At 62.2% G+C, this 25,520-nt stretch carries 26 protein-coding genes and 1 pseudogene; 18 read left to right on the top strand and 9 right to left on the bottom strand.

Annotation, left to right across the window (positions count from 1 at the left end; translation table 11 throughout):
* Window positions 1-36: 36 nt before the first annotated feature.
* From NKI24_RS03060 to NKI24_RS03070, 3 genes are read left to right on the top strand one after another with little or no spacing between them, the layout of a single operon-like run.
* The gene (locus NKI24_RS03060) at window positions 37-1,143 is read left to right on the top strand and encodes a peptidase C39 family protein (protein ID WP_023677756.1); all 1,107 of its coding nucleotides are present in this window, start codon (window positions 37-39) and stop codon (window positions 1,141-1,143) included.
* A complete protein-coding gene (locus tag NKI24_RS03065) occupies window positions 1,140-2,603 on the top strand; it encodes a RimK family ATP-grasp domain-containing protein (protein WP_352448993.1) in 1,464 nt (487 codons plus the stop codon). The genes NKI24_RS03060 and NKI24_RS03065 overlap by 4 nt, the downstream gene beginning before the upstream one ends.
* 22 nt (window positions 2,604-2,625) lie before the next feature.
* Complete coding sequence (locus NKI24_RS03070; protein ID WP_023719871.1) at window positions 2,626-2,898, top strand: DUF3303 domain-containing protein; 273 nt, start codon at window positions 2,626-2,628, stop codon at window positions 2,896-2,898.
* Window positions 2,899-3,027: 129 nt separating this feature from the next.
* On the opposite strand, the gene NKI24_RS03075 is transcribed toward NKI24_RS03070, so the two are convergent.
* From NKI24_RS03075 to ygfZ, 3 genes are all read right to left on the bottom strand, one after another.
* Window positions 3,028-5,166: a putative bifunctional diguanylate cyclase/phosphodiesterase gene (locus tag NKI24_RS03075; RefSeq protein WP_352743293.1), complete on the bottom strand. Its 2,139-nt coding sequence runs from the start codon at window positions 5,164-5,166 to the stop codon at window positions 3,028-3,030.
* 64 nt (window positions 5,167-5,230) lie between these two features.
* Window positions 5,231-5,863, bottom strand: coding sequence for a YfbR-like 5'-deoxynucleotidase (locus NKI24_RS03080; RefSeq protein WP_352448990.1), 633 nt, complete (start codon window positions 5,861-5,863; stop codon window positions 5,231-5,233).
* Complete coding sequence (gene ygfZ / locus NKI24_RS03085; RefSeq protein WP_352743296.1) at window positions 5,863-6,723, bottom strand: CAF17-like 4Fe-4S cluster assembly/insertion protein YgfZ; 861 nt, start codon at window positions 6,721-6,723, stop codon at window positions 5,863-5,865. The genes NKI24_RS03080 and ygfZ overlap by 1 nt, the downstream gene beginning before the upstream one ends.
* Window positions 6,724-6,806: 83 nt before the next feature.
* Between ygfZ and NKI24_RS03090 the strand changes: the two genes are divergently transcribed.
* Window positions 6,807-8,138, top strand: coding sequence for a dihydroorotase (locus tag NKI24_RS03090; protein ID WP_352743298.1), 1,332 nt, complete (start codon window positions 6,807-6,809; stop codon window positions 8,136-8,138).
* 32 nt (window positions 8,139-8,170) lie between these two features.
* Here NKI24_RS03090 and NKI24_RS03095 read toward each other — a convergent pair whose 3' ends face one another.
* The 4 genes from NKI24_RS03095 to NKI24_RS03110 form a co-directional block, all read right to left on the bottom strand.
* Window positions 8,171-8,974: a hypothetical protein gene (locus tag NKI24_RS03095; RefSeq protein WP_352448987.1), complete on the bottom strand. Its 804-nt coding sequence runs from the start codon at window positions 8,972-8,974 to the stop codon at window positions 8,171-8,173.
* Between the two features lie 81 nt (window positions 8,975-9,055).
* The gene (locus NKI24_RS03100; RefSeq protein ID WP_023677749.1) at window positions 9,056-9,313 is read right to left on the bottom strand and encodes a hypothetical protein; all 258 of its coding nucleotides are present in this window, start codon (window positions 9,311-9,313) and stop codon (window positions 9,056-9,058) included.
* Between the two features lie 372 nt (window positions 9,314-9,685).
* Window positions 9,686-10,063, bottom strand: coding sequence for a TIGR02301 family protein (locus NKI24_RS03105; RefSeq protein WP_023677748.1), 378 nt, complete (start codon window positions 10,061-10,063; stop codon window positions 9,686-9,688).
* Between the two features lie 48 nt (window positions 10,064-10,111).
* Window positions 10,112-10,537, bottom strand: a complete 426-nt coding sequence (locus NKI24_RS03110; protein WP_352743300.1) for an NUDIX hydrolase — start codon at window positions 10,535-10,537, stop codon at window positions 10,112-10,114.
* A 123-nt stretch (window positions 10,538-10,660) separates the two neighbouring features.
* Here NKI24_RS03110 and NKI24_RS03115 point away from each other — a divergent pair.
* From NKI24_RS03115 to rarD, 9 genes and pseudogenes are all read left to right on the top strand, one after another.
* Window positions 10,661-11,416, top strand: a pseudogene (locus NKI24_RS03115) (SOS response-associated peptidase); the annotation flags it as partial.
* Between the two features lie 622 nt (window positions 11,417-12,038).
* A complete protein-coding gene (gene cysS / locus NKI24_RS03120) occupies window positions 12,039-13,508 on the top strand; it encodes a cysteine--tRNA ligase (protein WP_352743302.1) in 1,470 nt (489 codons plus the stop codon).
* Window positions 13,505-13,891 carry a VOC family protein gene (locus NKI24_RS03125; RefSeq protein ID WP_023677743.1) on the top strand — a complete coding sequence of 129 codons (387 nt, stop codon included), beginning with the start codon at window positions 13,505-13,507 and terminating at the stop codon, window positions 13,889-13,891. The genes cysS and NKI24_RS03125 overlap by 4 nt, the downstream gene beginning before the upstream one ends.
* Before the next feature lie 6 nt (window positions 13,892-13,897).
* Complete coding sequence (locus NKI24_RS03130) at window positions 13,898-14,389, top strand: GFA family protein (protein WP_023677742.1); 492 nt, start codon at window positions 13,898-13,900, stop codon at window positions 14,387-14,389.
* A complete protein-coding gene (locus NKI24_RS03135) occupies window positions 14,386-14,862 on the top strand; it encodes a GFA family protein (RefSeq protein ID WP_352448982.1) in 477 nt (158 codons plus the stop codon). The genes NKI24_RS03130 and NKI24_RS03135 overlap by 4 nt, the downstream gene beginning before the upstream one ends.
* Window positions 14,859-15,815 carry a prolyl aminopeptidase gene (gene pip, locus NKI24_RS03140; protein WP_352743304.1) on the top strand — a complete coding sequence of 319 codons (957 nt, stop codon included), beginning with the start codon at window positions 14,859-14,861 and terminating at the stop codon, window positions 15,813-15,815. The genes NKI24_RS03135 and pip overlap by 4 nt, the downstream gene beginning before the upstream one ends.
* Window positions 15,812-17,434: a citramalate synthase gene (cimA, locus tag NKI24_RS03145; RefSeq protein WP_352743306.1), complete on the top strand. Its 1,623-nt coding sequence runs from the start codon at window positions 15,812-15,814 to the stop codon at window positions 17,432-17,434. Before pip ends, cimA begins: the two co-directional genes overlap by 4 nt.
* A gap of 3 nt (window positions 17,435-17,437) precedes the next feature.
* Window positions 17,438-17,977, top strand: a complete 540-nt coding sequence (locus NKI24_RS03150) for a hypothetical protein (RefSeq protein ID WP_352501831.1) — start codon at window positions 17,438-17,440, stop codon at window positions 17,975-17,977.
* Between the two features lie 150 nt (window positions 17,978-18,127).
* The gene (gene rarD, locus NKI24_RS03155) at window positions 18,128-19,060 is read left to right on the top strand and encodes an EamA family transporter RarD (protein ID WP_023677738.1); all 933 of its coding nucleotides are present in this window, start codon (window positions 18,128-18,130) and stop codon (window positions 19,058-19,060) included.
* A gap of 55 nt (window positions 19,061-19,115) precedes the next feature.
* Here the strand turns inward: rarD and NKI24_RS03160 are convergent, their stop codons facing one another.
* Window positions 19,116-19,406, bottom strand: coding sequence for a muconolactone Delta-isomerase family protein (locus NKI24_RS03160; RefSeq protein ID WP_352569658.1), 291 nt, complete (start codon window positions 19,404-19,406; stop codon window positions 19,116-19,118).
* Between the two features lie 100 nt (window positions 19,407-19,506).
* On the opposite strand from NKI24_RS03160, the gene NKI24_RS03165 reads away from it, so the two are divergent.
* A complete protein-coding gene (locus NKI24_RS03165; protein ID WP_352743309.1) occupies window positions 19,507-20,412 on the top strand; it encodes a LysR substrate-binding domain-containing protein in 906 nt (301 codons plus the stop codon).
* A gap of 94 nt (window positions 20,413-20,506) precedes the next feature.
* On the opposite strand, the gene NKI24_RS03170 is transcribed toward NKI24_RS03165, so the two are convergent.
* Window positions 20,507-21,118, bottom strand: a complete 612-nt coding sequence (locus tag NKI24_RS03170; RefSeq protein ID WP_352501912.1) for an LOG family protein — start codon at window positions 21,116-21,118, stop codon at window positions 20,507-20,509.
* A gap of 114 nt (window positions 21,119-21,232) precedes the next feature.
* On the opposite strand from NKI24_RS03170, the gene NKI24_RS03175 reads away from it, so the two are divergent.
* The 4 genes from NKI24_RS03175 to NKI24_RS03190 all read left to right on the top strand — a co-directional run bounded on the left by NKI24_RS03175 (window position 21,233) and on the right by NKI24_RS03190 (window position 25,515).
* Window positions 21,233-22,738 (top strand): LysM peptidoglycan-binding domain-containing protein, encoded by a 1,506-nt coding sequence (locus tag NKI24_RS03175; RefSeq protein WP_352743311.1) that lies wholly within the window; start codon window positions 21,233-21,235, stop codon window positions 22,736-22,738.
* Window positions 22,739-22,797: 59 nt separating this feature from the next.
* Window positions 22,798-23,172 carry an ArsR/SmtB family transcription factor gene (locus NKI24_RS03180; RefSeq protein WP_352471075.1) on the top strand — a complete coding sequence of 125 codons (375 nt, stop codon included), beginning with the start codon at window positions 22,798-22,800 and terminating at the stop codon, window positions 23,170-23,172.
* A gap of 19 nt (window positions 23,173-23,191) precedes the next feature.
* Entirely contained in the window at window positions 23,192-25,078 is a 1,887-nt protein-coding gene (locus NKI24_RS03185; protein WP_352471076.1) for an ABCB family ABC transporter ATP-binding protein/permease, read from the top strand.
* Window positions 25,079-25,167: 89 nt separating this feature from the next.
* Window positions 25,168-25,515 carry an antibiotic biosynthesis monooxygenase gene (locus NKI24_RS03190; RefSeq protein ID WP_352471114.1) on the top strand — a complete coding sequence of 116 codons (348 nt, stop codon included), beginning with the start codon at window positions 25,168-25,170 and terminating at the stop codon, window positions 25,513-25,515.
* Window positions 25,516-25,520 lie beyond the last annotated feature (5 nt).

A 25,520-nucleotide genomic window follows, 5' to 3' on the forward strand; every position in this document is an offset into this window, starting at 1 on the left:
CGTTTCCACAACCCAATCGAGGTTTTCTGAGCCCGCATGCCTGCCGAGATTCGCAAGGCCCGCGCGTCCGACGTCGATGACCTCGCCGCCATCGAAAAAGCTGTTTTCTCGAGCGACCGCATTTCTCGCCGCTCCTTTCGCCAACTGATCGAACGCGACACCGCCGAACTGCTGGTTGGCGAGAACGATGGCCACGTCGCCGGCTATGCGGTCGTGCTGTTTCGCAAGGGCAGCGGCGTCGCGCGACTCTATTCGATCGCCGTCGGTCCATTTTTCGGCGGCCGTGGCGTTGGCCGCCTGCTGCTGGAAGAGGCTGAAGCCGCCGCTTTCGAGCACGGCCGCATGATGCTTCGTTTGGAAGTCCGCGAAGACAATCCGCGCGCCATCCAGATCTACGAGCAGAGCGGCTACCGTAAGATCGGCCGTGAACCGGACTATTACGAGGACGGCGCCACGGCGCTGCGCTATGAGAAGACCTTGCGCGGCGACATTCCGGTCGCCACCGAAGTGCCGTTTTATCAGCAGACTTGCGAATTCACCTGCGGACCATGCTGCCTGATGATGGCGATGGCTAACTTCGACCCCGGATTCGTGCCGGATCCGGTGATGGAAATCCGGCTGTGGCGTGAGGCGACGACTGTTTTCATGATGTCGGGGCCGGGCGGCTGCGAACCGTTCGGGCTGGCCGTCGCCGGTTATGAGAGCGGGCTTGCTGCTGAGATCTATGTCTCCTTCTACGGCGCGCTGTTCCTGCAGTCGGTGCGCAGCGAGGACAAGCGCCGGGTCATGGAGCTGGCGCAGGTCGACTTTCGCCGCCGCGCGGAACTTTACGGCATCCCGGTGAATTACCGTTCATTCGGGCTTGACGACATTCGCACCGCGATCGCAGAGGGAAAACTGGTGCTGGTCCTGATCAGCGGCTTCCTGATGTTCGGCAAGAAGGTTCCGCACTGGGTATTGGCCATCGGTGACGACGGCGATCATATCCTGATCCACGACCCTTGGGTCGAGGACGAGCGGCAGGAGACGATCCTCGATGCTGCCAACATTCCCGTGCCTTACGGCATCTTCATGAACATGGCGCAATTCGGCCGCGACGGATTGCGCGCCGCCATCACTCTCGGAAAGCGCGACAGCCAATGACCTGGGTCATCCTTACCGGCCGGCAGAACGATCTCGACCAAGTGGCGACGCCGCACAAGATCATCACCAATCGCGACTACCTTGCCCATCCGGCACTGTTTCGCGGTCAGCGGCCGAAGGTCATCAACCTGTCGAACAATTATGGCTACCAGAGCCGCGGCTATTACGCGTCGCTGCTTGCCGGTTCGCGCGGCCATAAGGTCATCCCGACGGTCGAAACGATGATCGACCTGTCGGAGCGCAAGCTCTATGAGCACGCGTTGCCGGAACTCGAACTCGCACTCAACAAGTGCCGCAAGGATCTGGGCGGCGCTTTCCCGCAGAAGGTCTGCATCTTCTTCGGCATCGGACCGTCCAGGATCTGGGACCGCTTCGCAAAACTTCTGTTCGACTGGTTCCGTGCCCCGGCGCTCGAACTCCACATCAGGGACAGCGCCGAATGGGCCTCGATCCGCAAGATTGGCTTCCATCCCCTGGCCAGGATGACCGAGGACGAGGAAACGCACTTTCTCCAGTGCCTGGAGACCTACACCAACCGCGAGTGGCGCGACACCAAGGGCCGCACGCCGGCGCGCTACACTTTCGCAACGCTGGTCGATCCGCATGAGGAACTGCCGCCGTCGGAGATTTCGTCGCTGCGCCACTGGGCCAAGATCGCTGAAAAGATGGGCGTCGAAATCGAGCCGATCACCAAGCGGGATCTGGCCAAGCTCGCCAACTACGACGCGCTGTTCATCCGCGAGACCACCTCGATCTCCAACCACACCTACCGCTTTGCCCGCCGCGCCCAGCAGGAAGGCATGCCGGTCATCGACGATCCGCTGTCGATGATCCGCTGCACCAACAAGGTCTATCTCAACGAGCTGATGACCTACAACAAGGTACCGGTGCCGCCGACGGTGATGATTGCCGGCACCTCGGACCTGGAAGTTGCGGCACAGACGCTGGGCTTCCCGCTGGTGCTGAAGATCCCGGACTCGTCGTTTTCGCGCGGCGTCAAGAAATGCGGCACCTTCGAAGAGTTGAAGACGCTCGCAACCGAATGGCTGGAGGATTCCGACCTCCTGATCGCGCAAAAATTCATTCCGACGGAATATGACTGGCGCGTCGGTGTCCTCGGCGGCCAGCCCTTGTTCGCCGTCCATTATCTGATGGCCAAGAAACATTGGCAGATCGTCAATCATAAGGCCAACGGCAAGCCCGACCAGGGCGGCATCAAGACCTTCACCCTGAAGGAAGCACCGGCCCATGTCGTCGAGACGGCGGTGAGCGCGGCGCGCTGCATTGGCGACGGCCTCTACGGCGTCGACCTCAAGGAAACCAGGGACGGCGTCTTCGTCATCGAGGTCAACGACAACCCCAACCTCGACCACGGCTGGGAAGACTCCGGCGAAAAAGACGAGGTCTGGGTGCGGCTGACGCAGTGGTTCCTGGAGCGGCTGGACCGGCCGGGGCGATAATATCCGAACTGAGGGGAAAAAGATGCTGTTCTTCGTAACCGAAGATTTTCGCGGCTGCGACCGCAAAGAGATCTACCGCCGTTTCCGCGACCAGGGCCGCCTGAAGCCGGACGCGCTTCTCGTGCACCACAGCTGGATCGCAGCGGATATGAGCCGCTGCTTCCTGCTGGTGGAGGCCGATGACGTCACGCTCCTGCAGCGGTGGGTCATCGAATGGGCGGATCTGGTCGAATTCGAGATCGTTCCCGTGGCGACGAACAAGGATATGGTGGAGGCATTGAGCGGACATCTCTGACCCGTTGGGAACCTCCTGGTTCGCCACACCTGAATGCCGCCTTCTCCTATCAAGGAATTAACACGCGGATCGAGCGTCATCTCAAGGAGATCTAAGGCGGTTGCCCGCGCTTCCGCGAGACTGTCGCACTTAGCCGGACTGCCGGATCGTCGCGCTCGACTTCAGCAGCCGATTAATGTCCGACGCCTTTGACGGCACCCCGATCAAATAGCCCTGGGCCTCGACACAACCCTCCTTTTGCAGGAATTCAAGCTGCGCTTCGGTCTCGACACCTTCGGCGGTGACGGTGATGCCCAGCTGTGCGCCAAGCCCGATGATGGTGCGCACGATCGCCGCGGTATCGCGACTGTCGATGTCACGGGTGAAAGAGCGATCGATCTTGATCTTGTCGACGGGAAAGCGCCTGAGGTAGCCCAGCGACGAATAGCCGGTGCCGAAATCGTCCAGCGCGATGCGGACGCCCAGATCGCGTAGCTGCCTGAGTGTCTTGAGCACCAGATCGCTTTCGTCCATCAGCACCGTTTCGGTGATTTCCAGTTCAAGCCGGTTGGCCGGCACGCCCGAGAACGCCAGTGCCGAGATAACGCTGCGGGCAAAGGTACCGCTTTTGATCTGCACGGCGGAGACATTGACTGCGATGCGCCAAGCCGCCCAGCCTGCCGCCGTCGTGCAGGCTTTTCGCAGCGCCCATTCTCCAAGCGGCACGATCAGCCCGGTCTCCTCGGCGGCCGGAATGAAGTCGTCCGGCCGTACCAGGCCGCGCACCGGCGAACGCCAGCGCATCAAGGCTTCGGCACCGACGATTTCGCCGGAGGCGATGTTCATGATCGGCTGGAAATCCAGCTCGAATTCCCGGTGCGACAGCGCTGCCCTGAGATCGATTTCGAGCGCCCGGCGTGCCCGCACCATCGCGTCCATGGCTGGTTCGAAGAAGCGGTACAGGTTGCGCCCTTCGCTCTTTGCCCGATAGAGCGCCATATCGGCATTTTTCAGCAAAGTGTCGGCGTCCTTGCCGTCATTCGGAAACAGCGCGATGCCGAGACTGATGCCGACACGCATGTCGTGTCTTTTGTCGCGAAACGGCTTTCCGATGATCTCGACAATGCGTTTGGCCAGCTTTTCCGCGTCGCCCGGGCTTTTGAGATTGAACTGGATGATGACGAATTCGTCGCCGCCGAAGCGGGAGACAACGTCCGTTTCATTGCGCAGGCACCGTTGCAGCCGTTCGGCCACGCATTTCAGCAGCCAGTCGCCGGAAGGATGGCCCCAAGTGTCGTTGACTGCCTTGAAGTGATCGAGGTCGAGCGAGAATATCGCCAGCGATCCGTCTCTCGTCTCACTCAGGGCTTGGTCGAGCCGTTCGCGAAGCATCGAGCGATTGGGCAGGTTGGTCAGTGTGTCGTGGTGCGCAAGATGGGTCATGCGCTCTTCCACGCGCCTGCGCTCGGTGACGTCGTCGAACGTCGCGACCCAGCCGCCGCCGCTCATCGGCCGGCGAGCAACCAGCAGCGTTCTGCCGTCAGCGAGATGGCGATGCGTTACGTGTGTTTTCCCCGCCCGCAGGCAGGCTTCGATTTGCGAGATTTCGCTGTCGGGGTCGAGCTTTGTATAAATGCCCAGTTCCAGCAGCCGCTTGAACGCATCATGGTGACTCATGCCAAGCGGGAAGTCGGCCGGCCTGACATGATAAAGTTCCAGGAAACGTTCGTTGCGCACGATCAGCTTGCCATCCGCATCGTACATCAAAAGGCCTTGCGACATGTTGGCAAGTGCCGCGTCGAAACGGCGGTGCTGCTCCTTCAACTCCTGCTCGGCGCGCCGTTGCTCGGTGATGTCCTCGTAGATCGATACCCAACCGCCTGACGCCAGTGGCCGGTGCGAAATGTTGACGATACGCCCGTCTGCAAGCGTTTCCTCATAGGTGGAAGGTTTTGCCTGGTCGATGTAGGGCTTTCGGATGGCATAGAGTTGCTCAGCGCTTTGCGAGGCGATGCCGATATCCACGCTGTGCTGGAGGATGTCGAAAAACCGGATGCCGGGCCGCACCACTTCGGCGTCGAGGCGAAAGATGCTGATGTAGTTCCTGTTGCAGATGATCATCCGTTCATCGGCATCGAACATGCACAGGCCATGCGACATGTTCTCGACCGCTGCCGAAAAACGCTCGTTCTGTTCGCGTAGCTCGTCTTCAATAGGTTGCGGCTGACCAACGCCTTTGGCCCTCCGTCGGCGGACGGACGAACCAGCCTTGATACCGGCGACGGGCATGAGGCAAGCCTATGGACCATGGTTAACCATGGCACTGTTGTCCCTGCCGGTTAATTTACCGTTTTCAGCCGGCTGGAACGGCAGTCTGGCGTCGCGACTTTTCGATCGTCGCAAAGCGTTTGAGAAAGGCATTCTGCGCCCAAGTCACCGAGCGCGGCGTGACGTCGAAGCGCTCGGCGTTGAAGCCGCGCGGCCGCCCGAAGAACTCCGTCGCCTCTGCCGTCGAAAAACCCGCAAGCAGCGTTGCTTCGAAATAAGCGGCGATCTGATCCGCTCGCTTGATCTCCTTGCGCAGTCCCGCGTCGAGTTCGGCCGGCAGTGAAAAGCGCAGATGGATGGCGCGCTGCAGCCTGATCTCGCAATCTCTGTAGCTGCCGCCCATCACGGATTTGAACGGCGAGATCATGTCGCCGATGACATATTCCGGCGCGTCGTGCAGCAGCGCCGCCAACCGCGCGTCGGCGTCGGCATCCGGCATCAGCTCGCCGACAAGCGTTTCGACCAGCAGCGAATGCTGGGCGACAGAAAAGGCGTGCTCGCCTCTGGTCTGGCCGTTCCAGCGTGCGACGCGGGCAAGGCCATGGGCAATATCGGAGATCTCGATGTCGAGCGGCGAGGGATCGAGCAGATCGAGCCGTCGGCCGGACAGCATGCGCTGCCAGGCGCGCGGCGGCGCCCCGGCGCGATCGGCAGCCATCAGGCATCCTCCGCGCCGATGGCTTCCTGCGGAAAGCTGAATTTCGCCCAGGACGGGATAGCGAGCGAAACGGCGACGTCCTCCGCCAGGACCGGCAGGCCGGCGTCGAGCGCTGCCTTGACCCGGTCGATGCGGGCAATGGCAAGGCCTGTCCTGGCCGCGGTCGAGCCAAGCGTGCCGACCGGTCGCCCCTCCACGGTCAACTCTGCGCGCGAAGTGGGCAGGGTGCGTTCGGCCGAGACAATCAACACCCGACGCCTGGCAGTGCCGCGATGCTGCATGCGCGAGACGACCTCCTGGCCGACGTAGCAGCCTTTCTTGAAGCCGACACCGCCGATCTCGTCGAGCAGCACGTCATGCGGAAAAGCGTCGCCGAGCTGGTAGTCCGCACCGCTTTCGGCAATGCCATGGGCGATGCGAAAGGCTTGCCATGCGGCAAGGTCGCCGCCATCTGCGGTGTGATCGTAGAAGCGCTTGACGGCAGTATCGACAAACCGCGCATCAGCAAACGGTGCTGATTCAAATTGCGAAGTGGTTGAATCGCTTCCCCATGCGACGGCCACAACCGGCTGATCCAGCTTGGCAATTTCGACTTTGGCGCGCAATTTGTAGAGCGTCAGCCGTCGCATGAAATCATCGGCGGTCTCGGTACGGCATTCAAGTCGGAAAGCATTTTCGCCGGCGCGCGAGATCAGGAAGTCGAAAAGAATCTTGCCTTGCGGCGTTAGCAGCGCGCCGGGCTTTGCTTCGCTGCTGCCGAGCACGTCGAGGTCGGTGGTCAGGATGTTCTGTAAAAAGTGCTCGGCATCCGGCCCGGACACGGAAACGAGTGCGCGATCTCTGAGCGAGGCAAAGGGCATGGTAGGAAAACGAGCCTGATCTTGCAAAACTATCGGCCATTACGTAAGCCGCTGACACTTCCCCCGCAAGAGACCGGATCCGTATGGCCCCCATCTACGATCTCATCCTGACAGGCGGCACCGTGGTCAATCACGACGGCCAGGGTTTTCGCGACGTCGGCATCAATGGTGGGCGCATCGCTGCCATCGGCGACCTCCGCGAGGCGTCGGCCGGTGAGACGATCGACTGCCGTGGGCTGCACATCCTGCCGGGCGTCGTCGACAGCCAGGTGCATTTCCGCGAGCCGGGCCTGGAGCACAAGGAAGATCTGGAGACGGGCTCGCGGGCAGCGGTGCTCGGCGGCGTCACCGCCGTCTTCGAGATGCCGAACACCAATCCGCTGACCACCAGTGAGGCAACCCTTGCCGACAAGGTGCGGCGTGCCACCGGCCGCATGCATTGCGACTTTGCCTTCTGGGTCGGCGGGACCCGCGACAATGCAAAAGACGCCGGCGATCTCGAGCGGCTGCCTGGTGCGGCCGGCATAAAAGTTTTCATGGGCTCGTCCACCGGCGACCTGCTGGTCGAGGACGACGAAGGCGTTGCCTCGATCCTGAGGAACACACGCCGCCGCTCCGCCTTTCACTCCGAGGACGAGTTCCGGCTGCGCGAGCGGCTTGGCGAGCGCATCGCGGGCGATCCGTCCTCACATCCGGTGTGGCGCGACGAGATCGCTGCGTTGCGCTGCACCGAGCGCCTTGTGCGAATCGCGCGCCAGGTCCGCGCCCGGATCCATGTGCTGCACATCTCGACCGCTGAGGAGATAGGCTTCCTCGAACAGCATAAGGATGTCGCGACTTGCGAGGCGACGCCGCATCATCTGACGCTGAGCGCCGATGACTATGCGCAGTTGGGCACCCTGATCCAGATGAACCCGCCGGTGCGCGCCACGCGCCATCGCGACGGGGTCTGGTACGGCGTTGCGCAAGGCATCGTTGATGTGCTCGGCTCCGACCATGCGCCGCACACGCTGGCCGAGAAGGCAAAGCCTTATCCGGCATCGCCGTCCGGCATGACCGGGGTGCAGACTTTGGTGCCGATCATGTTGGATCATGTCAACGCCGGCCGGCTGACGTTGCAGCGCTTTGTCGACCTGACCAGCCACGGCCCGCAACGCATACTCGGCATCGCCAGGAAAGGCCGCATTGCCGCCGGCTACGATGCCGATCTGACCATCGTCGATCTGAAGCGCCGCGAGACTATCGCCAACGCCCAGCAAGGCTCCAAGGCCGGCTGGACGCCTTATGACGGCAGGCAGGTGACCGGCTGGCCGGTCGGCACCATCGTGCGCGGCCGGCGCGTGATGTGGGAAGGCGAGATCGTCACGCCGGGCCAGGGTAGGGCGGTGGAGTTTTCCGAGGCGTTGGCGGGCTAAGCTCCTGTCTCCAAGAGACCATGCTTAGCCACTTAATCGCCGGCGACGAAGAACGTCCATTGTCCGGTCGGCGTGATGCCGACGCGGTAGAAAATGTAGGCACCGAACTGCTTCATGTCGTCATAGTCGCTGGCGGTGACGATCTTGAACAGCTCGACCCGTTGTCTGGCGTCGAGCTTGTCCAGCGGCAGGGCGAAGAAATAGGGCCAGACATAGAGATCCTGCGGCGTGCCGGCATCGACATGGACAAAACCGGCACTGAGCACTTCTTCCAGGATGGCGAGGATCTCCTGGCCTTCCGTATCGCCCGAAAGGCCCTTCAGGAAGGCGATCGGGTCGCCCTCCATGTCGCCCAGCGACAATTGGGTCATCGTGTCTCCCGTGCCGATCAGCGGCCGAAGCTTTTCGATGTCGCCGCTTTTGCACGCCTCGACTATCAGATCGTGCATGCGCCTGACCGGTTCCGGCAACTTGGCGAGGTCGTAGACGACTTCGGGCACAGGCGCGTCGGGATCGACATGCGGATTGGCCACGCCGCCATCATTGGCCGGCCCTTTCGGTTCGGTTTGTTCCGGCTCGTCGGATGGCGTCGGCTGGCTGGCCGGTGGTGGCGTCGTGCCGAGCGGGCCGGGCATCGGCACGGTACTTCCAGGCGGCGACATGTCACCGTCGGGCGGCGGCGTGACCGGCGAAGGCAGGTCTTCGCGCTTGATCTCGCTGAGGGCGTGAGCGGGACTGCTCGCAAGGAACAGTGCAAGGGGAATCGTGGCGCAGGAAGCAGTAAGCCAAATGCCGAGGACCAGGCCGCTCTGCTTGCCTGATATCGAAAAATTCACCGCCTGCTACTCCCTGGTTCCAGCCCATCCATGTGCCCGGATATGATGTCCGGGCGGCGCGCCGTCGTCAAAGAACCGGGGTCAGTGCCGCAGTCTTTCGGGCTCGAAGGCCCCGGCAATCACCTTTTCACGCATGCGATCGAGCAGGGCAAGCGCCGAGGTCTCGCCATTGGTGCGCAGCATTTCGCCGAATGCCGTTTCGAGGGCTGCCTCGGCGATGATTTCCGGCTCGATCCCGGCCGACAATCCTTCTGCCCAGGCTTCGCTGTGGCTTTCCACGGCGGTCAGGCGCTTTTCTTCCCTGACCAGCGCGTCGATGTCGTTGACGCCATGTTCCATTGCGATTTCCACCCTTTCAAGCGGTGATCCGTTGGACAGGGATCAAGCTTGAGTTGTCCCTTTTACACGCAGGCGCAGTAAGTATTTGTAAACGCGACATTTTTTTGGTCGTCTTCTACAAATTCCGTCGCGTCCAGCAAACCTGCGTCCGATCCGTTTCAAACTTAGCCGATTAGGCCGGCCAAGGGGACGGAAACCTTCAGTTTGAGTTAATTTCACATTCGCGCGCTAACGTTTCGTTAACATAGTTGCAAAAGTGCAACATCAGGTTTGCACCAAGACCTCACCCGAGGCAAGCGGAGAAGTGTCGAACGCGTCCCCGCAACGGCGCCGACCCTTGATGCGGCTTTTCCGGAAAGCAGGCTGCCGTCGTCAGTTTCCGTAGCGCGAAGCGATGTCGCGAGACAGCGTCTCGCCTTCCTTCATGTAGCGGCTGATGGCTTCCGTCGCCGAGGCGGTGCATTGCGTATAAGTACCGCCGAACGACCGGTAGCCGCGGTTGAAGCTGGCGATGAAGCGGGCGCGCCGCTCCGGGTTCGGATTTTCCGATGCGATCAGTTTTTCCATCTCGGCTCGCCACCGATCGCCCTTCTCGCCACACAGATTACGCAGGAAATGCAGCGAGCCGAGCACTTCCGCCAGCCGCATCAGCCCGGGCTCGAACGGTGCTTCGGCGGCAATCGCCGGGCGCGCACCGACAACCACACTGACGGCGAGGCATGCGGCGAGAAACGAAGACGTGCGGCTCATGAGTCCTTGTGCTGAAACAATTTGTCGCCTGCAAGGCGATTCTCTGGCTCAGGTCTCGCCGTCTTTGTTGGGACCGAGTAGATCGTCCGCAATTTCAAACACCGCATCGGCGAGCGGCATCGCTGTCATTTCGGCCAGCGTATAGAAAGCCGCGGTTTCGGCGTCGTCGCTGGCCACCGCCTCGCCGCCAGCATAATCGGCCCCAAACACCGTCAGCCAGTAGTCGACCGGATGCCCGTCGCCGCTGCCGTCGATGTGGATTTCCCGCAGCGGCTGGTAGCTGCGCGCCTGCAATCCGGTCTCTTCCAGCAATTCGCGCCGTGCTGCCTGTTCCAGCGTCTCGCCGGCTTCGACTTTGCCGCCGGGAAAGGCATGGAGGCCTTGCGAGGGTGGCCTGGCCCGCTTGACCAGCAGCACCGTGTTCTCGCGCACGACGCAGACCGAGACTGCCGGAATGATCTTGCGTGCTTCCATGGGCTTCGGATCGCTCGATTGGCATAGCCCGATGTGGACCGGCCGTCGGCGAACAGCTTTAGCGGTTGCGAAAGGCGGGTTCCATGGCCACTTTCACATGCCACCAATTCGAGAGCTGAATTCATGTGCGGACGCTTTGCCTTGACCGCCACTCCGGACCAGACCGCCGCCTTTCTCAGCCTGGCGGAACTTGAGGAGTTTCCGGCCCGCTACAACATCGCGCCGACGCAGCCGGTGCTGATGGCGCTCGCCGGATTGCCGCAGGCGCCGGGCTCGAACCTGCCCGACCGCCGCTCGATGCTGGTGCGCTGGGGCCTGATCCCGGCCTGGGTCAAGGATACGCGTAACTTCCCGCTGCTGTTCAACGCGCGTTCTGAGGGGGCTTCGGAAAAGGCGTCGTTTCGCGCTGCCATGCGCCATCGCCGCGCTCTGGTACCGGCTTCGGGATTCTACGAATGGCACCAAACCGGTGGCAGAAGAGGGCAGCCCTATTGGGTGCGGCCAAGGCGTGGCGGGCTTGTCGCCTTCGCCGGGCTGATTGAGACCTATGCCGAGCCGGGCGGCTCGGAAATGGACACCGGCGCCATTCTGACCGCCCACGCCAATGCCGATACTGCCCATATCCACGACCGCGTGCCGGTGGTGATCCATCCCGAAGATTTCGCGCGCTGGCTGGATTGCCGCACGCTCGAGCCGCGCGATGTGGCCCATCTGCTGAGACCCGCCCAGCCCGATTTCTTCGAAGCGATACCGGTTTCCGACCTCGTCAACAAGGTCGCCAATACCGGGCCGGAGATTCAGGAGAAGGGCGTCGTCGAGCTTGAGCCCGAGAAGGTCAGGCGCCAGAAGTCCGGCGCGAACGACAGTCAGATGAATTTATTGCAAAAGCTACTATTGCTGGTGCGCCGTGAGCGCCTCAATCTTCCCGACGGCATTCTCAGGCAGCGCGCGGCGAAACGATCTTCTGCGCCGGCTTCTTCTTCTTCGCGGTGTGCAGAAGAGCTGCGACGATTGCTGCCGGGCCGATCGCCCGGTAGTGGCTGGCGAGCGCCGGTTGCTTGGCGCGGTTGGATTCTTGCTTAGGCATTGTTCTCTTCCCTGGTAACGTCTTCGTGTCTGCGTTTGCTGGCCGAATCCGACCAAATCGTGACGCTTGCTGATCTAGCCGGCGAATGTTTCATCACAGTGCCGACCTGTTTAATAAAATGTTTCAGTGGCTCAATTCCTGTGAGCCAACGATATTTTTGGCGAAGGTAGCGACTTGACGGCAACACCGGGCAAGGCGATAAAGCCGGCCATGAAAACGTCTTTCGCCATTTGTGGCATTTGCATTATCGGCTAGCCTCGCGCTGGTCCTGGACGTTTTCGCCTCATCTCCTCCCAGATTGGACAAACGCCCCGGCCAGCAGGCTGGACCCCGATTTGCGCCTCGGCGTAACCGACTCCATCCAGAGCACGATCCCAAAAGATCATGCCAAAGTAACGCACCGGGAACGCACGTATGTCTGACGCATCGAAGAGCCTGCGCCTCTACAATACGCTAACGCGGAGCAAGGACGATTTCTTCCCGATCGATCCGCGCAACGTGCGCATGTATGTCTGCGGCCCGACGGTCTACGACTTCGCCCATATCGGCAATGCGAGGCCGGTGATCGTCTTCGACGTGCTGTTCCGTTTGCTGCGCCATCTCTACGGGCAAGCGCACGTCACTTACGTCCGCAACATTACGGACGTCGACGACAAGATAAACGCCCGCGCACTGCGCGATTTCGGCGGCGAGATTGCCTCTGGCAGGCTGTCGCTGAACGAAGCGATCAGACGGGTCACCGAAAAGACCGCCGACCAGTTCCACAAGGACGTGGCGGCGCTCGGTTGCCTGGAGCCGACGGTCGAGCCGCGCGCCACCGAGTTCGTCGAGCCCAGGCCCGACGGCAAGGTCGACATGATCTTCTTGATTCAACGCTTGATCGAACGCGGCCATGCCTATGTCGCGGCTGGAGAAGTCTTGTTCGACACCGCTTCCATGCCGGATTATGGGCAGTTGTCGAAGCGCAATCTCGACGAGCAGCAGGCCGGCGCCCGCGTCGCCGTCGATGAGCACAAGAAGAACCCGCAGGATTTCGTGCTGTGGAAATTGTCTTCGCCCGAGGAGCCGGGCTGGGACAGCCCGTGGGGCAGGGGTCGGCCGGGCTGGCACATCGAGTGCTCGGCGATGTCGGCCGCCTATCTCGGCGAGGTGTTCGATATCCATGGCGGTGGTCTCGACCTGATCTTTCCGCACCACGAGAACGAGATCGCGCAATCGCGTTGCGCCCACGGCACCGAAACGATGGCCAAGATTTGGATGCACAACGGTTTCCTGCAGGTCGAGGGCCAGAAGATGTCCAAGAGCCTGGGCAATTTCTATTCGATCACCGAATTGCTGGAGACGGATACCTTTGGCGGCCGCAAATGGCCGGGCGAGGTGCTCAGGCTGGCGATGCTGATGACGCACTATCGCGAGCCGATCGACTTTTCCGTGCGCAAGCTGGAAGAGGCGGAGAATACGCTGCGCAAATGGAAGCGGGCGGCCGATCTGGCGCCGCCGACGGCAAAGCCGGTGCCGGCGGATGTGATCGAAGCGCTGTCGGATGACCTTGCCACCTACGCCGCATTCCAGTTGCTGACGCAGTTGGCTGGTGATGCTGTTGATTTCAACGCAGGTAGCGGCAACGCAGCCGCCGAAGACAGCGATGCTGCCGCTTCACTGAAGGCATCGCTTCTGTTCCTCGGCTTCGACATCGCAACAGCCAAGGTGGATGAAGACGCCATTGCCAAGGCGATCGCCAAACGCCTCGCGCTGATCGCCGCCAAGAACTGGGCCGAGGCCGACCGCATCCGCGACGAGTTGCTGACGCAAGGCATCCAGTTGAAGGACGGCAAAGACCCCGTCACCGGCGAACGCATCACCACCTGGGAGGTAAAAAGATGATCGATCATCTCGGCATCACCGTTTCGGATTTCGACGCGTCGAAGGCTTTTTACGACAGGGCGATAGCGCCGCTCGGCGCCTCGCTGCTTTACATGGTGCCGCAGGAATATACCGGCGGCGCCAAGGTCGGCGGCTACGGCCGCGACCGGCCGGTGTTTTGGCTGCATGCCGGCAAGGACAAGCCGAAGGATCATCAGCATGTCGCCTTCACCGCTCGCAGCCGCGCCGAGGTCGATGCCTTTCACGCCGCGGCGATTGCCGCCGGCGGCAAGGACAATGGCGGGCCGGGCCTGCGCCCGCACTACCATCCGAACTATTATGGCGCCTTTGTTTTCGATCCCGACGGCAACAATGTCGAGGCGGTTTGCCATGCCCCGGAGTAGTGCGCGATGAGCCTCGACAACAGACCGGTCTATACAGGCGGCTGCCAGTGCGGCGCGGTGCGCTTCCGCGTCGAAGGAGCTCTCGGCGATGCTTCCGTATGCCATTGCCGCATGTGCCAGAAGGCGAGCGGCAATTTCTACCTGCCGCTGGTCTCGGTGCGCGGCGCAAGGCTGGACTGGACGCGCGGTGAGCCCAAACGCTTCCGCTCGTCCAACGCGGCTTTGCGCGGTTTCTGCGCCGAATGCGGCACGCCGCTGACCTTCGAAGCGCCCGACGGGGTGGCCCTCGCCATCGCCACATTCGACCACCCCGAGGAGATTGCGCCGACCATCCAATGGGGTGTCGAAGCCAAGCTCCCGTACGTGGATCACGTCCACGAATTGCCAGGTGAGGAAACGATGGCCGACGTCTCGTCGGCCTCCTATCTCGCCGATCTCGTCTCCTACCAACATCCCGACCACGACACCGAACAATGGCCGCCGGAGGAAAAATCATGACCGAAACCGTTCGTACCGGCGGCTGCCAGTGCGGCGCCGTGCGCTTCCGCATCCACGGCGCGCTCGGCCGCCCGTCCATTTGTCATTGCCGCATGTGCCAGAAACAGTTCGGGTCGTTTTTCGGCGCGCTGGTGACAGTGCCGAGCGACGGCGTCGAATGGGTGCGCGAGGAGCCGAGTTACTTTCAGTCGTCGGTCAACATCGATCGCGGCTTCTGCGCCCGCTGCGGCACACCGCTGACCTACCGCCAGCCCGGCGCGCTGGAGATCGCCATCGGCGCCTTCGACGACCGTTCCGATCTGGCGCCGCAGATCCAGGTTAACTACGCCGCCAGGCTGCCTTGGGTCGAGACGATCTTCGACGCGCCGATCCATGACGACCCGGATTTCTACGCGCGACAGGAATCCATCATCTCCTTCCAGCATCCCGATCACGAGACGGCCAACTGGCCGCAGCAGGGCCTGAAATTATGAGCAGCGAATTCCGTACCCTCTATCCCGAGATCGAGGCTTTCGAGTCCGGCATGCTCGACGTTGGCGATGGCCATCAGGTCTATTGGGAGCGCTCCGGCACCAGAGGGGCCAAGCCGGCTGTCTTCCTGCATGGCGGGCCGGGCGGCACCATTTCGCCAAAGCACCGGCGGCTGTTCGATCCGAAGCTGTACGATGTCATCCTGTTCGACCAGCGCGGCTGCGGAAAATCGACGCCTAATGCCTCGCTTGAAGCCAACACCACCTGGCACCTGGTCGCCGACATCGAGCGCCTGCGAAAAATGTGCGGCTTCGACAAATGGCTGGTGTTCGGCGGTTCGTGGGGTTCGACGCTGGCGCTGGCCTATGCCGAGACCCACTCCGAGCGGGTCAGCGAACTGGTCGTGCGCGGCATCTACACGCTGACCCGCGCCGAACTCGAATGGTACTACCAGTTCGGCGTGTCGGAGATGTTCCCCGACAAGTGGGAGCGGTTTCTGGCGCCGATCCCGGAGGCCGAGCGCGGCGACATGATGGCCGCCTACCGCAAACGGCTGGTCGGCAGCGATCCTGTGGCGCAGGTCGAGGCCGCCCGCGCCTGGAGCCTGTGGGAGGGCGAGACGATCACGCTGCTGCCGGAACCGGAAACCAGCGGTCCCTTCGGCCAGGATGATTATGCCCTGGCTTTCGCCCGCATCGAGAACCACTATTTCGTCCATGCCGGCTGGCTGGAAGAGGGACAGCTGCTGCGCGATGCATGGAAGCTTAAGGATATCCCGGGTACCATCGTTCACGGCCGCTACGACATGCCGTGCCCGGCGTGCTACGCCTGGGCGCTGCACAAGGCGTGGCCGAAAGCGGATTTCCATCTGATCGAAGGCGCCGGCCACGCTTATTCGGAGCCGGGTATCCTCGACAGGCTGATCCGCGCAACGGACATGTTTGCCGGGAAATGACCATGGCTCGCGAGCGCCTTTATCTGTTCGACACCACGCTGCGCGATGGTCAGCAGACGCCGGGTATCGACTTCTCCGTCGAGGACAAGATCGCGATCGCCAAGCTGCTCGACGAGTTCGGCATCGACTACGTCGAGGGTGGCTACCCCGGCGCCAATCCAACCGACACCGCCTTCTTTGCCGAGCGTCGCACGGCCGATGCCAAGTTCGTTGCCTTTGGCATGACCAAACGGGCAGGAGTGTCGATCTCGAACGATCCTGGGCTTGCCGCGCTGGTCCAGTCGAAGTCGGACGCCATCTGCTTCGTCGCCAAGAGTTGGGACTACCATGTCCGCGTCGCGCTCGGCTGCACCAATGAGGAGAACCTCGAGGCGATCAAGGCCTCGGTCGAGGCGGCGCTCACTGCCGGCAAGGAGGCGATGGTCGACTGCGAGCATTTCTTCGACGGCTTCAAGGCCAACCCCGATTATGCGCTGGCCTGCGCCAGGAGGGCCTACGATGCCGGCGCGCGCTGGGTGGTGCTGTGCGACACCAATGGCGGCACGCAGCCCTCCGAGGTGCGCGCCATCGTCGAAAAGGTGATCGCCGCTGGCATACCGGGCGACCATCTCGGCATCCACGCCCATGATGACACCGGCCAGGCGGTGGCGAATTCGCTTGCCGCCGTGGAGGCCGGCGTCCGCCAGATCCAGGGCACGCTGAATGGCATCGGCGAGCGCTGCGGCAACGCCAACCTGATTTCGATCGTGCCGACATTGGCGTTGAAGCCGGCCTTTTCGGGCCGCTTTGCTACAGGCATTTCGGCAGAGGCGTTGACCGGTATATCGCGCCTGTCCCGCGCCTTCGACGAGTTGCTGAACCGTGCGCCCGAAGCGCAGGCGCCCTATGTCGGCGCCTCCGCTTTTGCTACCAAGGCCGGCATCCATGCCTCGGCGCTGGCAAAGGAGCCGGCGACCTACGAGCATGTGCCGCCAGAGACCGTCGGCAACCGCCGCCGCGTCATGGTTTCGGACCAGGGCGGCAAGGCCAATTTCCTGGCTGAGCTGAAACGGCGTGGCATCGACATGCCCCGGGACGACCATCGCCTCGACGCGCTGATCGCCGTGGTCAAGGAGCGCGAGGCCGAGGGCTATGCCTACGAAGGTGCCGACGCCAGCTTTGAGCTTTTGGCGCGCAAGATGCTGCACGGCCTGCCGGAATTCTTCCGCGTCACTTCTTTCCGCTGCATGGTCGAGCGCCGGTTCGACGCCAACGGCCAGCTGAAGACGGTCTCGGAGGCGATCGTGAAAGTGCTGGTCGAGGGCGAGGAGAAGATGTCGGTGGCCGAAGGCCACGGCCCGGTCAACGCGCTCGACATTGCGCTGCGCAAGGATCTCGGCAAATTCCAGAGCGAGATCGCCGATCTCGAACTGGCCGACTTCAAGGTGCGTATCCTCAACGGCGGCACCGAGGCGATCACCCGCGTGCTGATTGAATCGCATGACGGCACCGGTGCGCGCTGGTGGACGGTCGGCGTCTCCGAAAACATCATCGATGCTTCCTTCCAGGCGCTGATGGATTCGATCGTCTATAAGCTGATGAAGAACCGCGACATGGCGGGCCTGGCGGCGGCGGAGTAAGAAATGGGCTTTTCGATAAGTTGGCTGGGCTTTCGCGGTTACGGGATAAAGGAAGCTGCGGCGTTGTTCGGACGCGAGATTGGCGATCCATCGGAGATTTTCGAAGCGCCTGTGAACGCCTATGCCAGCGAAAAGAACTGGGCGATCATCATCCTCGATCCCTGCAGCTTTCCGAACCCGCCTCAGCAATATCTGGCCGCGATTTCGCAAGAGCGGGAAATCGTGATCGCGCACATAGAAGAGCATGTAATGTTCGCGCGCGCCGAGCTCTGGCGCGACGGAAGGAACATCTGGAAAGTCTGGCACAGCGGCGACAAGACCGTGCGGGACTTGCATGTCACGGGTGATCTCCCTGCGTCTTTCGAAGCGCTGAAGCAACAGTGTTTTTCAAAGCAGGATGAAGAAGATAGCAAAGGTACAGAGGTCGATCTTGTTTTTGACCTTCCCCTCGATCTTGCGGCGGAACTGACGGGCTTTAGGCACGATGAAGGTTCGCCCGACAACGTCTTTTTCGAACTCAAGGAGAAGCCCGCTCCGCCTTGAGACCGTGTCGTGCCGGGCCTGCAATCACTCTCGCAGACAGCGGCAATTGTTCGACGTTTAGCGGTCGTGTTGAACCATCAGCAAGACTCCATTGATCCATCAGCAATTTGCGATGGTTTTGGGCAAGCCGCTGGCGCATAGCCTTGGGCCATGACTACCCAAGCACTTCACATCGAGGCCGACACCAAAGCTCGTCGCGGCTTCCTGCTGGCGCTCGGCGCCTACCTGCTTTGGGGGCTGCTGCCCTTCTACATGAAGGCTGTCGCGCATCTGCCGCTGGCCGAAGTTATCGCCCACCGCATCGTCTGGTCGGTGCCGATCGCGGCCGCTGTCCTGGTCTGGGCCGGTCGCACTGCCGATTTCAAAGCGGCAGTTCGTTCGCCGCGCATCATTTCGATGGCGGTGCTGACGGCGGCGCTGATCTCGGTCAACTGGGGCATCTATGTCTGGGCGATCGCGGTCGACCGCACCATCGAGACCGCGCTCGGCTATTACATCAACCCGCTGGTCAGCGTCGTTGTCGGCGCGCTGCTCCTCGGCGAGCGGCTCGACCGTCTGCAGATCGCGGCGGTGGTGCTGGCGGCAATCGCGGTCGCGGTGCTGACCATCGACGCTGGCAAACTGCCCTGGGTGTCGCTGGTGCTGGCCTTTTCCTTTGCCGCCTATGGCTTCTTCCGCAAGACGCTGCCAATCGGCCCGAGCCAGGGCTTCCTGCTTGAAGTGCTGCTGCTGTCGGTGCCGGCACTCGGCTACATCATCTTCCTGATCGCCACAGGACAGGATCATTTCGTCTCGAGCTCGCTGAACGACACCGCCTTGCTGATCGGCTGCGGTCCGGTCACCGCCGTGCCTCTGCTGTTGTTTGCGTTCGGCGCCAGGCTGCTGCGCCTCTCCACCATCGGCATCATGCAATATATCGCGCCGACGATCGTCTTTTTGATCGCGGTGCTGATTTTCGGCGAACCTTTCGGCAGTGTTCAGGCCATAGCCTTCGGGCTGATCTGGGCGGCACTGGCGATGTACTCCTGGTCGATGTTTTCTTCGGCGCGCAAGACCGTTTCCGCATCAGCTCGAGCCGCGTAACGAAGAAAGGCGGCTGGCCGGTCTTAATGCCGGCAGCCGCGTCTTTCACGAGCGCTCAGCGCTTCGGCCCGAAGCCGGGATATGGCTGCAGCGGCACGACGGCGGCAATATCCATCATGCCGGCCTTGACCAGCGGTAAAGTTGCAAGATGGTGGCGCACATCGACATCGCTGCCGGCTTCGAACATCATGCCGCTGCCGGGAATGTCGCCCCGATTCCACACCTGACGCACGGCGCCTTCGGCATAGAGCGTGCGGCGCTGCTCGGCCTCGCCAGGCAGCAGCGGCGCGAAATCGGCGTCGGTGAACTTTTCGGTGTTGCGCGCAAGAAGGGCAAAGAACTGCATCGGAATCTCCTGATGTTGGCCGTTGGAATGGCGGAAATATTCGCTTCTGCTGGCCAGACAGTCCAAGACTAATTAGGCTAAATTTGAGACCTCACGGGACTTGAGCATCGAAGCAACAATGTTCGACCTGCGCCAGCTTCGCTATTTCATCACGGTGGCCGAAACCGGCAACGTCGGGCGTGCCGCCGAATTGCTGCACATCTCGCAGTCGCCGCTCAGCCGTCAGATCATTCAGCTGGAGGAGCAGCTGGGCGTCGCACTGTTCGAGAGGGCGAGGCAGCGTGTTCATCTCAATGCCGAGGGCCGCGCTTTTCTTGCCGAGGCGCGTGCGCTGCTGGCCCATGCAAGACGGCTGGAGGAGCTCGGCCGCAATCTCGCCAGCGGTACGGTCGGCCGTCTCGCCATCGGTTATGTGGAAGGTGCGGTCCATGCCGGGCTTGTCGCTCGGATGCTGCGCCAGTTTCGCCGCGACCGGCCCGAATTTCATCTTCAACTTAAGGGTCAGCGTTCCGCCGCCCAGATCGAAGCGCTGCGCGAACGATCGCTCGATCTGGGCCTCGTCTACACGCCTCCTCCTGCCGACGATCCCGACATCGCCGCCATGCTCATTATGCGCGAGCCGCTGGTTCTGGCGATGCCGGAAGGCGATCCATTGGCAGAAATCGCGGAGATACTGCCGCAGCAACTGGACGGACGCACCTGGATCACGGTGGTGCGCCAGCCTGACGACACCAACCGCAGCCAATTTCTCGCCGCCTGCGCGAAGGCGGGCTTCCTGCCCGACATTGCCTATGAGACGACCGATCCGTTGACGTCGTTGGGCCTGGTCAGCGCCGGGCTTGGGCTGGCGACGGTGCAGGCCAGCCTGCGGAGTGCCGCGCCGCCTCAGACCGTGTTTCGCGATCTGCCGTGGTTTGAACGCACCGTCTCGATCCATCTCGCCTGGCGGCGTCAGGACAAGCGTGCGGTCATCGGAGACTTGAGGAAGGCAGTAGGCAAGGAGTGAATAGTGAATAGTGAATGGACAGGCGCCGGTTTGGAAAGTCTTCTACTTCACCATTCACCATTCACCATTCACCATTCACCATTCACCATTCACTCTACATCTTATCAATCACCGACTGCACACCCTCCGTCGGTGCATCGACGGAGGATCCCGCCACCATGATAGCGGCGACGATTGCTTCCGGATCCTCGACCACCAGCGGCTTGACCCGTTGCGCCGTGTGGATGAAGCCCTCCGTTGCCATGTGGTCGAGCAACGCCAGCATCGGATCCCAGAACCCTCCGACGTTGCCGAAGACGATCGGCTTGCGGTGATGGCCGAGCTGCGCCCAAGTCATGATCTCGACGATCTCCTCGACCGTGCCGATGCCGCCGGGCAACGCCACAAAGGCGTCGGATTTCTCAAACATCCTGTGCTTGCGCTCGTGCATGTTGTCGGTGATGACGAGCTCGTCGAGCCGGTTAAGCGCGGTTTCGGTCGCCTCCCGGTTGATCAGAAAGCGTGGAATTATGCCGGTTACCTTGCCACCGGCCTTCAATGCCCCTTCAGCGACGGCACCCATGATCCCTTTAGTGCCGCCGCCATAAATCAGACGCAGGCCGGACTTGGCGATCGAGCGGCCAAGCAGGTGTCCGGCCTTGATATAGGTCTCATCTCGGCCCGAGGACGAGCCGCAATAGACGCAGACAGATCGAATCGTGTTCATGTTATGATTGGTGATAGGGACTATAGGCATGGTCAAGCCCCGGGGCGGGCTTTTTCTTGTCGGCTTTGGCAAAACAGGCTAGACCGAAATTAGGTGGCTAAGGGGCAGGGAAACATGGCAATTAATCCATTGAAGGCGTTTTTGTTCGCGGCTGGCGGCTCTGTCGCAGCGGCGGGAACCGCCTATGTATCGGGCGCACTCGACCCGTATCTCAATTCTACCCGGCCTGCGGAGGTCGCGGCGCTGACGCCGCGGGCTTCTAAACCGGCCGCTCCGGCGACCGAGGACCGGCTGCCGCCAGCGTCTGCCGCGTCCACCGATGCGGCAGCGCCCGCCTCGCCGGCCACAGCAGGTGCAATCGTGCCGACCTTCGACATCGTGCGCGTCGAAAGCAACGGCTCGATCGTCGTCGCCGGCAATGCGGCGCCCAACGCCAAGGTCGAGTTTCTCAACGGTTCGGCTGTGCTCGGCTCGACGGTCGCCGGTCCCGACGGCGCCTTTGCCATTATTCTCGACGATCCGCTGAAGCCCGGCGACTACACGATCACACTGCGCTCGACGGCTGGCAATGTCGTGACCGCCTCGGCGCAGACCGCCGTCGTTTCGATCCCCCAGAATTCCACCGGCCAGGTGCTGGCAATGGTCGAGGAGCCGGGCAAGCCGTCCGAACTGCTCACTGTTCCGGCCCCTCAGGCGAAATCTGACGCCTCGCCGCCTGTCGGCGAACAGGCGGCCGTTCAGCCACCCGCCACGGGCACCGAATTGCCGGCTGCCGCAGCGCCGGCGCCAGCCGCCCCGGCGGCTGACGTTCCAGCAGCGTCTGCTCCTGCCGCGCCGGCCGCTGTTGAAGCCGCGCCGGCTCCGGCAGCGCCCGCCACACCGGCAGCGCCCGCTACTTCCGCGGCGGAGCGGAAGATCGTCGTCGAAGCTGTCGAAATCGACGGCAACAAGATTTTCGTTGCCGGCGTCGCCGATCCCGGCCGCAAGGTGCGTGCGTATGCCAACGATATCCTGCTCGGTGACGCGAAGACCTCGCCCGACCGCCACTTCCTGGTCGAAGCGACACGCGACATCCCGGTCGGCACCTACACCATCCACGTCGATGCGCTCGATGCCGACGGCGTGACGGTGGTTGCCCGTGCGGCTGTGCCGTTCGAGCGCGAGCCTGGTGAGGCGGTTGCGGCCGTGGCGCCGGCCGAGCAGAAGCCTGCCGGGATAAAACCAGCCGAGCCGAATGCTCCGGCGACCGAAGCCGCACCGGCAACGGCCGCCGAAACGCCCGCAACTGCCCCCGCTCCTACAACCGAGGCCCCGGCCGAAATGGCTGTCGCAACGCCTCCGGGCGAAACGCCCGAGACCGTGGCGCCAAAGCTCGAACATGCCGATGGTGCAGTCATCATCCGCCGCCATGACACGCTGTGGCGGATTTCGCGGCGGGTCTATGGCCAGGGCATGCGCTACTCGACCATCTATCTCGCCAACCAGGACCAGATCAGCAATCCGAACCGCATCTGGCCGGGGCAGGTGTTCAAGGTGCCGGAGAAATCGAAGGAAGGCGAGCCCGCCGATCTCAAGGCAATGGGCGACCAGATGACGACGGCGCCAGTCAAGGCCGAATAGCCTTCTGCCCATCAGGATAGCTTGCGGCAGGGCCAGTCATCGTTTATCGCCGATGGACGATGACCGAATCCCCCCTCGTAACGGACCGAAGCCGCGCGGCAGATGAACGCCCGCCGGCCAACTGCACGCCGGCCAACTGCATGCCGGATAGCCGCGCTGTCGCTGTCCGGCTCGCGGCCCTTTCGCATCCAGCGCGGATCGAAATTCTCAAACACCTTTCCGCAAGCCGTTCCTGCTGCTGTCGCGAGGTCGTCGAGCATCTCGACCTGGCGCAGTCCACCGTTTCCCAGCATTTGAAGATCCTGGTCGAGGCCGGGCTGATCCGCTTCGAGCCTGACCGCCAGCGCTCCCGCTATGAGCTCGACCGCGCCGCGCTCGCCGATGTTTCGGCATCGCTGGCCGCGCTGGTCGATTCCTGCTGCTCCGGCCGCTAAAATCATAAGGTAAACAAGAATGGCCGAGAAAACCGTTTCCGCAGATTCCGGCTCGACCTTCAGAACGTTGCGCAATCTCTGGCCCTATATGTGGCCGGCCGACCGCGCCGACCTGAGGGCCCGAGTGGTATGGGCCACCGTACTGCTGGTGGTCGCCAAGCTGACCCTGGTGGCCGGACCCTATTTCTTCAAATGGGCGACCGACGCACTGGCCGGCGATAGCAAATCGCCGCCGCCGCTGCCGGCCCTGCTGCTGGCGCCGGTCATGCTGGTCGTCGCCTACAATGCGGTGCGGCTGGTGCAGCTCGGCTTCAACCAGTTACGCGATGCCCTGTTTGCACGGGTCGGCCAGCATGCGGTCCGCCGGCTCGCCTTCCGCACCTTCGTGCACATGCACGAACTGTCGCTGCGCTTCCACCTCGAACGGCGCACCGGCGGACTGTCGCGCGTCATTGAGCGCGGCACCAAGGGCATCGAGACGATAGTCCGCTTCACCATGCTGGCGACGGCGCCGACAATCGTCGAATTCGCGCTCACCGCCGGCATCTTCGCCGTCACCTATGGCTGGCTATACGTCTTGGTGATCGCGGTCACGGTCTGGCTCTATGTCTGGTTCACCGTCAGGGCGAGCGATTGGCGTATTTCGATCCGCCGTGAGATGAACGAAAGCGATAATGAAGCCAGCACGAAGGCGATCGACTCGCTGCTCAACTACGAAACAGTCAAATATTTCAATAACGAAACCATGGAGGCCGAGCGGTTCGACCGGTCCACGGCGCGCTACGAGTTGGCGGCGACCAGGACCTGGACCTCGCTTGGCTGGCTGAACTTCGGCCAAGGTGTGATCTTCGGTATCGGCATGACCGTCGTCATGGTGATGTCGGCGCTCGAGGTGAAGGCGGGCACACAGAGCGTCGGCGATTTCGTCTTCGTCAACGCCATGCTCATGCAGCTTTCGGTGCCGCTGAATTTCATCGGCATGATCTACCGCGAAATTCGCCAGGGCCTGACCGACATCGAAAACATGTTCGATCTGCTCGACGTCAAGCGTGAGATCGTCGATCGGCCGGGCGCCAATCCGCTGGTCGTCGATGCCGGCAGGGTCGAGTTCCGCGACGTACATTTTTCCTACGACCCCAACCGCAAGATCCTGAAGGGCATCAGCTTCGAGGTGCCAGCTGGCAAGACGGTGGCCATCGTCGGCCCCTCCGGAGCCGGCAAGTCGACCATTTCGCGGCTCTTGTTTCGCTTCTACGACATCCAGCGCGGCCAGATTCTGATCGACGGCCAGGACATTCGCGACGTGACGCAGGAGAGCTTGCGCGCTGCCATCGGCATGGTGCCGCAGGACACGGTGCTGTTTAACGACACCATCGCCTACAATATCCGCTACGGCCGCGTCGGCGCCAGCGAGGAGGATGTGCGCAAGGCGGCAGAACTGGCCCAGATCGGACCGTTCATCGAGCGGCTGCCCGACGGCTATCGCTCAATGGTCGGCGAGCGCGGATTAAAACTGTCCGGCGGCGAGAAGCAGCGGGTGGCGATTGCCCGCACCATTTTGAAGGCACCGCCGATCCTGATGCTCGACGAGGCGACCTCGGCGCTGGACAGCCACACCGAGCAGGAGATCCAGGCGGCACTCGACCTGGTCAGCCAGGGCCGCACCACCCTCGTCATCGCCCATCGGCTGTCCACAGTGATTTCGGCCGATGAGATCATCGTCCTGCAGGATGGCCAGATCGCCGAGCGCGGCACCCATGTCGCCTTGATAGCCAAGCGCGGCCTTTATGCATCGATGTGGGACCGCCAGCGCGAGGCAAGCGAGGCCGAGGAGCGGCTGCGCATTGCCCGCGAAAGCGACGAGTTCGGCGTCGTCGTCCGCCGCCGCACCTCGGAGGTGAGCTGAAAATTCGTGCTTGACCTCAACTTAAGTTGAGATCGTAGGCCGTTTTGGATCGCAGCAAAATGCGTCGTTCAAAAACGGAGACAATCGATATGAATGGGATAAATCAGGCAGGTACTGGCGGCAGCGTATTCCGGGTGGACAAGTTTGTCGTTCCGGCCAACGCCCGCGAGGAGATTCTTGCCAAGGTCCGGATGACGCATGAATTGCTGCGCCAGCAGCAAGGGTTCGTCCAGGATTTCCTGCTCGAGCAATTCTCGGGGCCGGGCGAGTTCAACCTCGTGACCATTGTCGAATGGGAAGGGCAGGCCGCCGTCGACAAGGTCGTGCCGATCATCAAGGCTGCGCATGAGCGCAGCGGCTTCAATCCTCAGGAGACCATTTCGCGACTTGGCGTCAAGGCCGATATTGCCAACTATCAGCGGATTCCCGGGATGTAAGCTCT

This window comes from Mesorhizobium sp. M0701 (genome assembly GCF_040320365.1).
Classification (GTDB): domain Bacteria; phylum Pseudomonadota; class Alphaproteobacteria; order Rhizobiales; family Rhizobiaceae; genus Mesorhizobium.

Coding starts and splice junctions, on each gene's coding strand:
- NKI24_RS03105 (WP_023677748.1), bottom strand. CDS start 10,063: ATGAGCCGCACGTCTTCGTTTCTCGCCGCATGCCTCGCCGTCAGTGTG.
- NKI24_RS03080 (WP_352448990.1), bottom strand. CDS start 5,863: ATGGCTGCCGATCGCGCCGGGGCGCCGCCGCGCGCCTGGCAGCGCATG.
- NKI24_RS03110 (WP_352743300.1), bottom strand. CDS start 10,537: ATGGAAGCACGCAAGATCATTCCGGCAGTCTCGGTCTGCGTCGTGCGC.
- NKI24_RS03190 (WP_352471114.1), top strand. CDS start 25,168: ATGAATGGGATAAATCAGGCAGGTACTGGCGGCAGCGTATTCCGGGTG.
- cysS (WP_352743302.1), top strand. CDS start 12,039: ATGTCTGACGCATCGAAGAGCCTGCGCCTCTACAATACGCTAACGCGG.
- rarD (WP_023677738.1), top strand. CDS start 18,128: ATGACTACCCAAGCACTTCACATCGAGGCCGACACCAAAGCTCGTCGC.
- NKI24_RS03135 (WP_352448982.1), top strand. CDS start 14,386: ATGACCGAAACCGTTCGTACCGGCGGCTGCCAGTGCGGCGCCGTGCGC.
- NKI24_RS03160 (WP_352569658.1), bottom strand. CDS start 19,406: ATGCAGTTCTTTGCCCTTCTTGCGCGCAACACCGAAAAGTTCACCGAC.
- NKI24_RS03175 (WP_352743311.1), top strand. CDS start 21,233: ATGGCAATTAATCCATTGAAGGCGTTTTTGTTCGCGGCTGGCGGCTCT.
- NKI24_RS03130 (WP_023677742.1), top strand. CDS start 13,898: ATGAGCCTCGACAACAGACCGGTCTATACAGGCGGCTGCCAGTGCGGC.
- NKI24_RS03170 (WP_352501912.1), bottom strand. CDS start 21,118: ATGAACACGATTCGATCTGTCTGCGTCTATTGCGGCTCGTCCTCGGGC.
- NKI24_RS03060 (WP_023677756.1), top strand. CDS start 37: ATGCCTGCCGAGATTCGCAAGGCCCGCGCGTCCGACGTCGATGACCTC.
- NKI24_RS03125 (WP_023677743.1), top strand. CDS start 13,505: ATGATCGATCATCTCGGCATCACCGTTTCGGATTTCGACGCGTCGAAG.
- NKI24_RS03070 (WP_023719871.1), top strand. CDS start 2,626: ATGCTGTTCTTCGTAACCGAAGATTTTCGCGGCTGCGACCGCAAAGAG.
- NKI24_RS03065 (WP_352448993.1), top strand. CDS start 1,140: ATGACCTGGGTCATCCTTACCGGCCGGCAGAACGATCTCGACCAAGTG.
- NKI24_RS03185 (WP_352471076.1), top strand. CDS start 23,192: ATGGCCGAGAAAACCGTTTCCGCAGATTCCGGCTCGACCTTCAGAACG.
- cimA (WP_352743306.1), top strand. CDS start 15,812: ATGACCATGGCTCGCGAGCGCCTTTATCTGTTCGACACCACGCTGCGC.
- NKI24_RS03075 (WP_352743293.1), bottom strand. CDS start 5,166: ATGCCCGTCGCCGGTATCAAGGCTGGTTCGTCCGTCCGCCGACGGAGG.
- NKI24_RS03150 (WP_352501831.1), top strand. CDS start 17,438: ATGGGCTTTTCGATAAGTTGGCTGGGCTTTCGCGGTTACGGGATAAAG.
- NKI24_RS03180 (WP_352471075.1), top strand. CDS start 22,798: ATGACCGAATCCCCCCTCGTAACGGACCGAAGCCGCGCGGCAGATGAA.
- NKI24_RS03100 (WP_023677749.1), bottom strand. CDS start 9,313: ATGGAACATGGCGTCAACGACATCGACGCGCTGGTCAGGGAAGAAAAG.
- pip (WP_352743304.1), top strand. CDS start 14,859: ATGAGCAGCGAATTCCGTACCCTCTATCCCGAGATCGAGGCTTTCGAG.
- NKI24_RS03090 (WP_352743298.1), top strand. CDS start 6,807: ATGGCCCCCATCTACGATCTCATCCTGACAGGCGGCACCGTGGTCAAT.
- ygfZ (WP_352743296.1), bottom strand. CDS start 6,723: ATGCCCTTTGCCTCGCTCAGAGATCGCGCACTCGTTTCCGTGTCCGGG.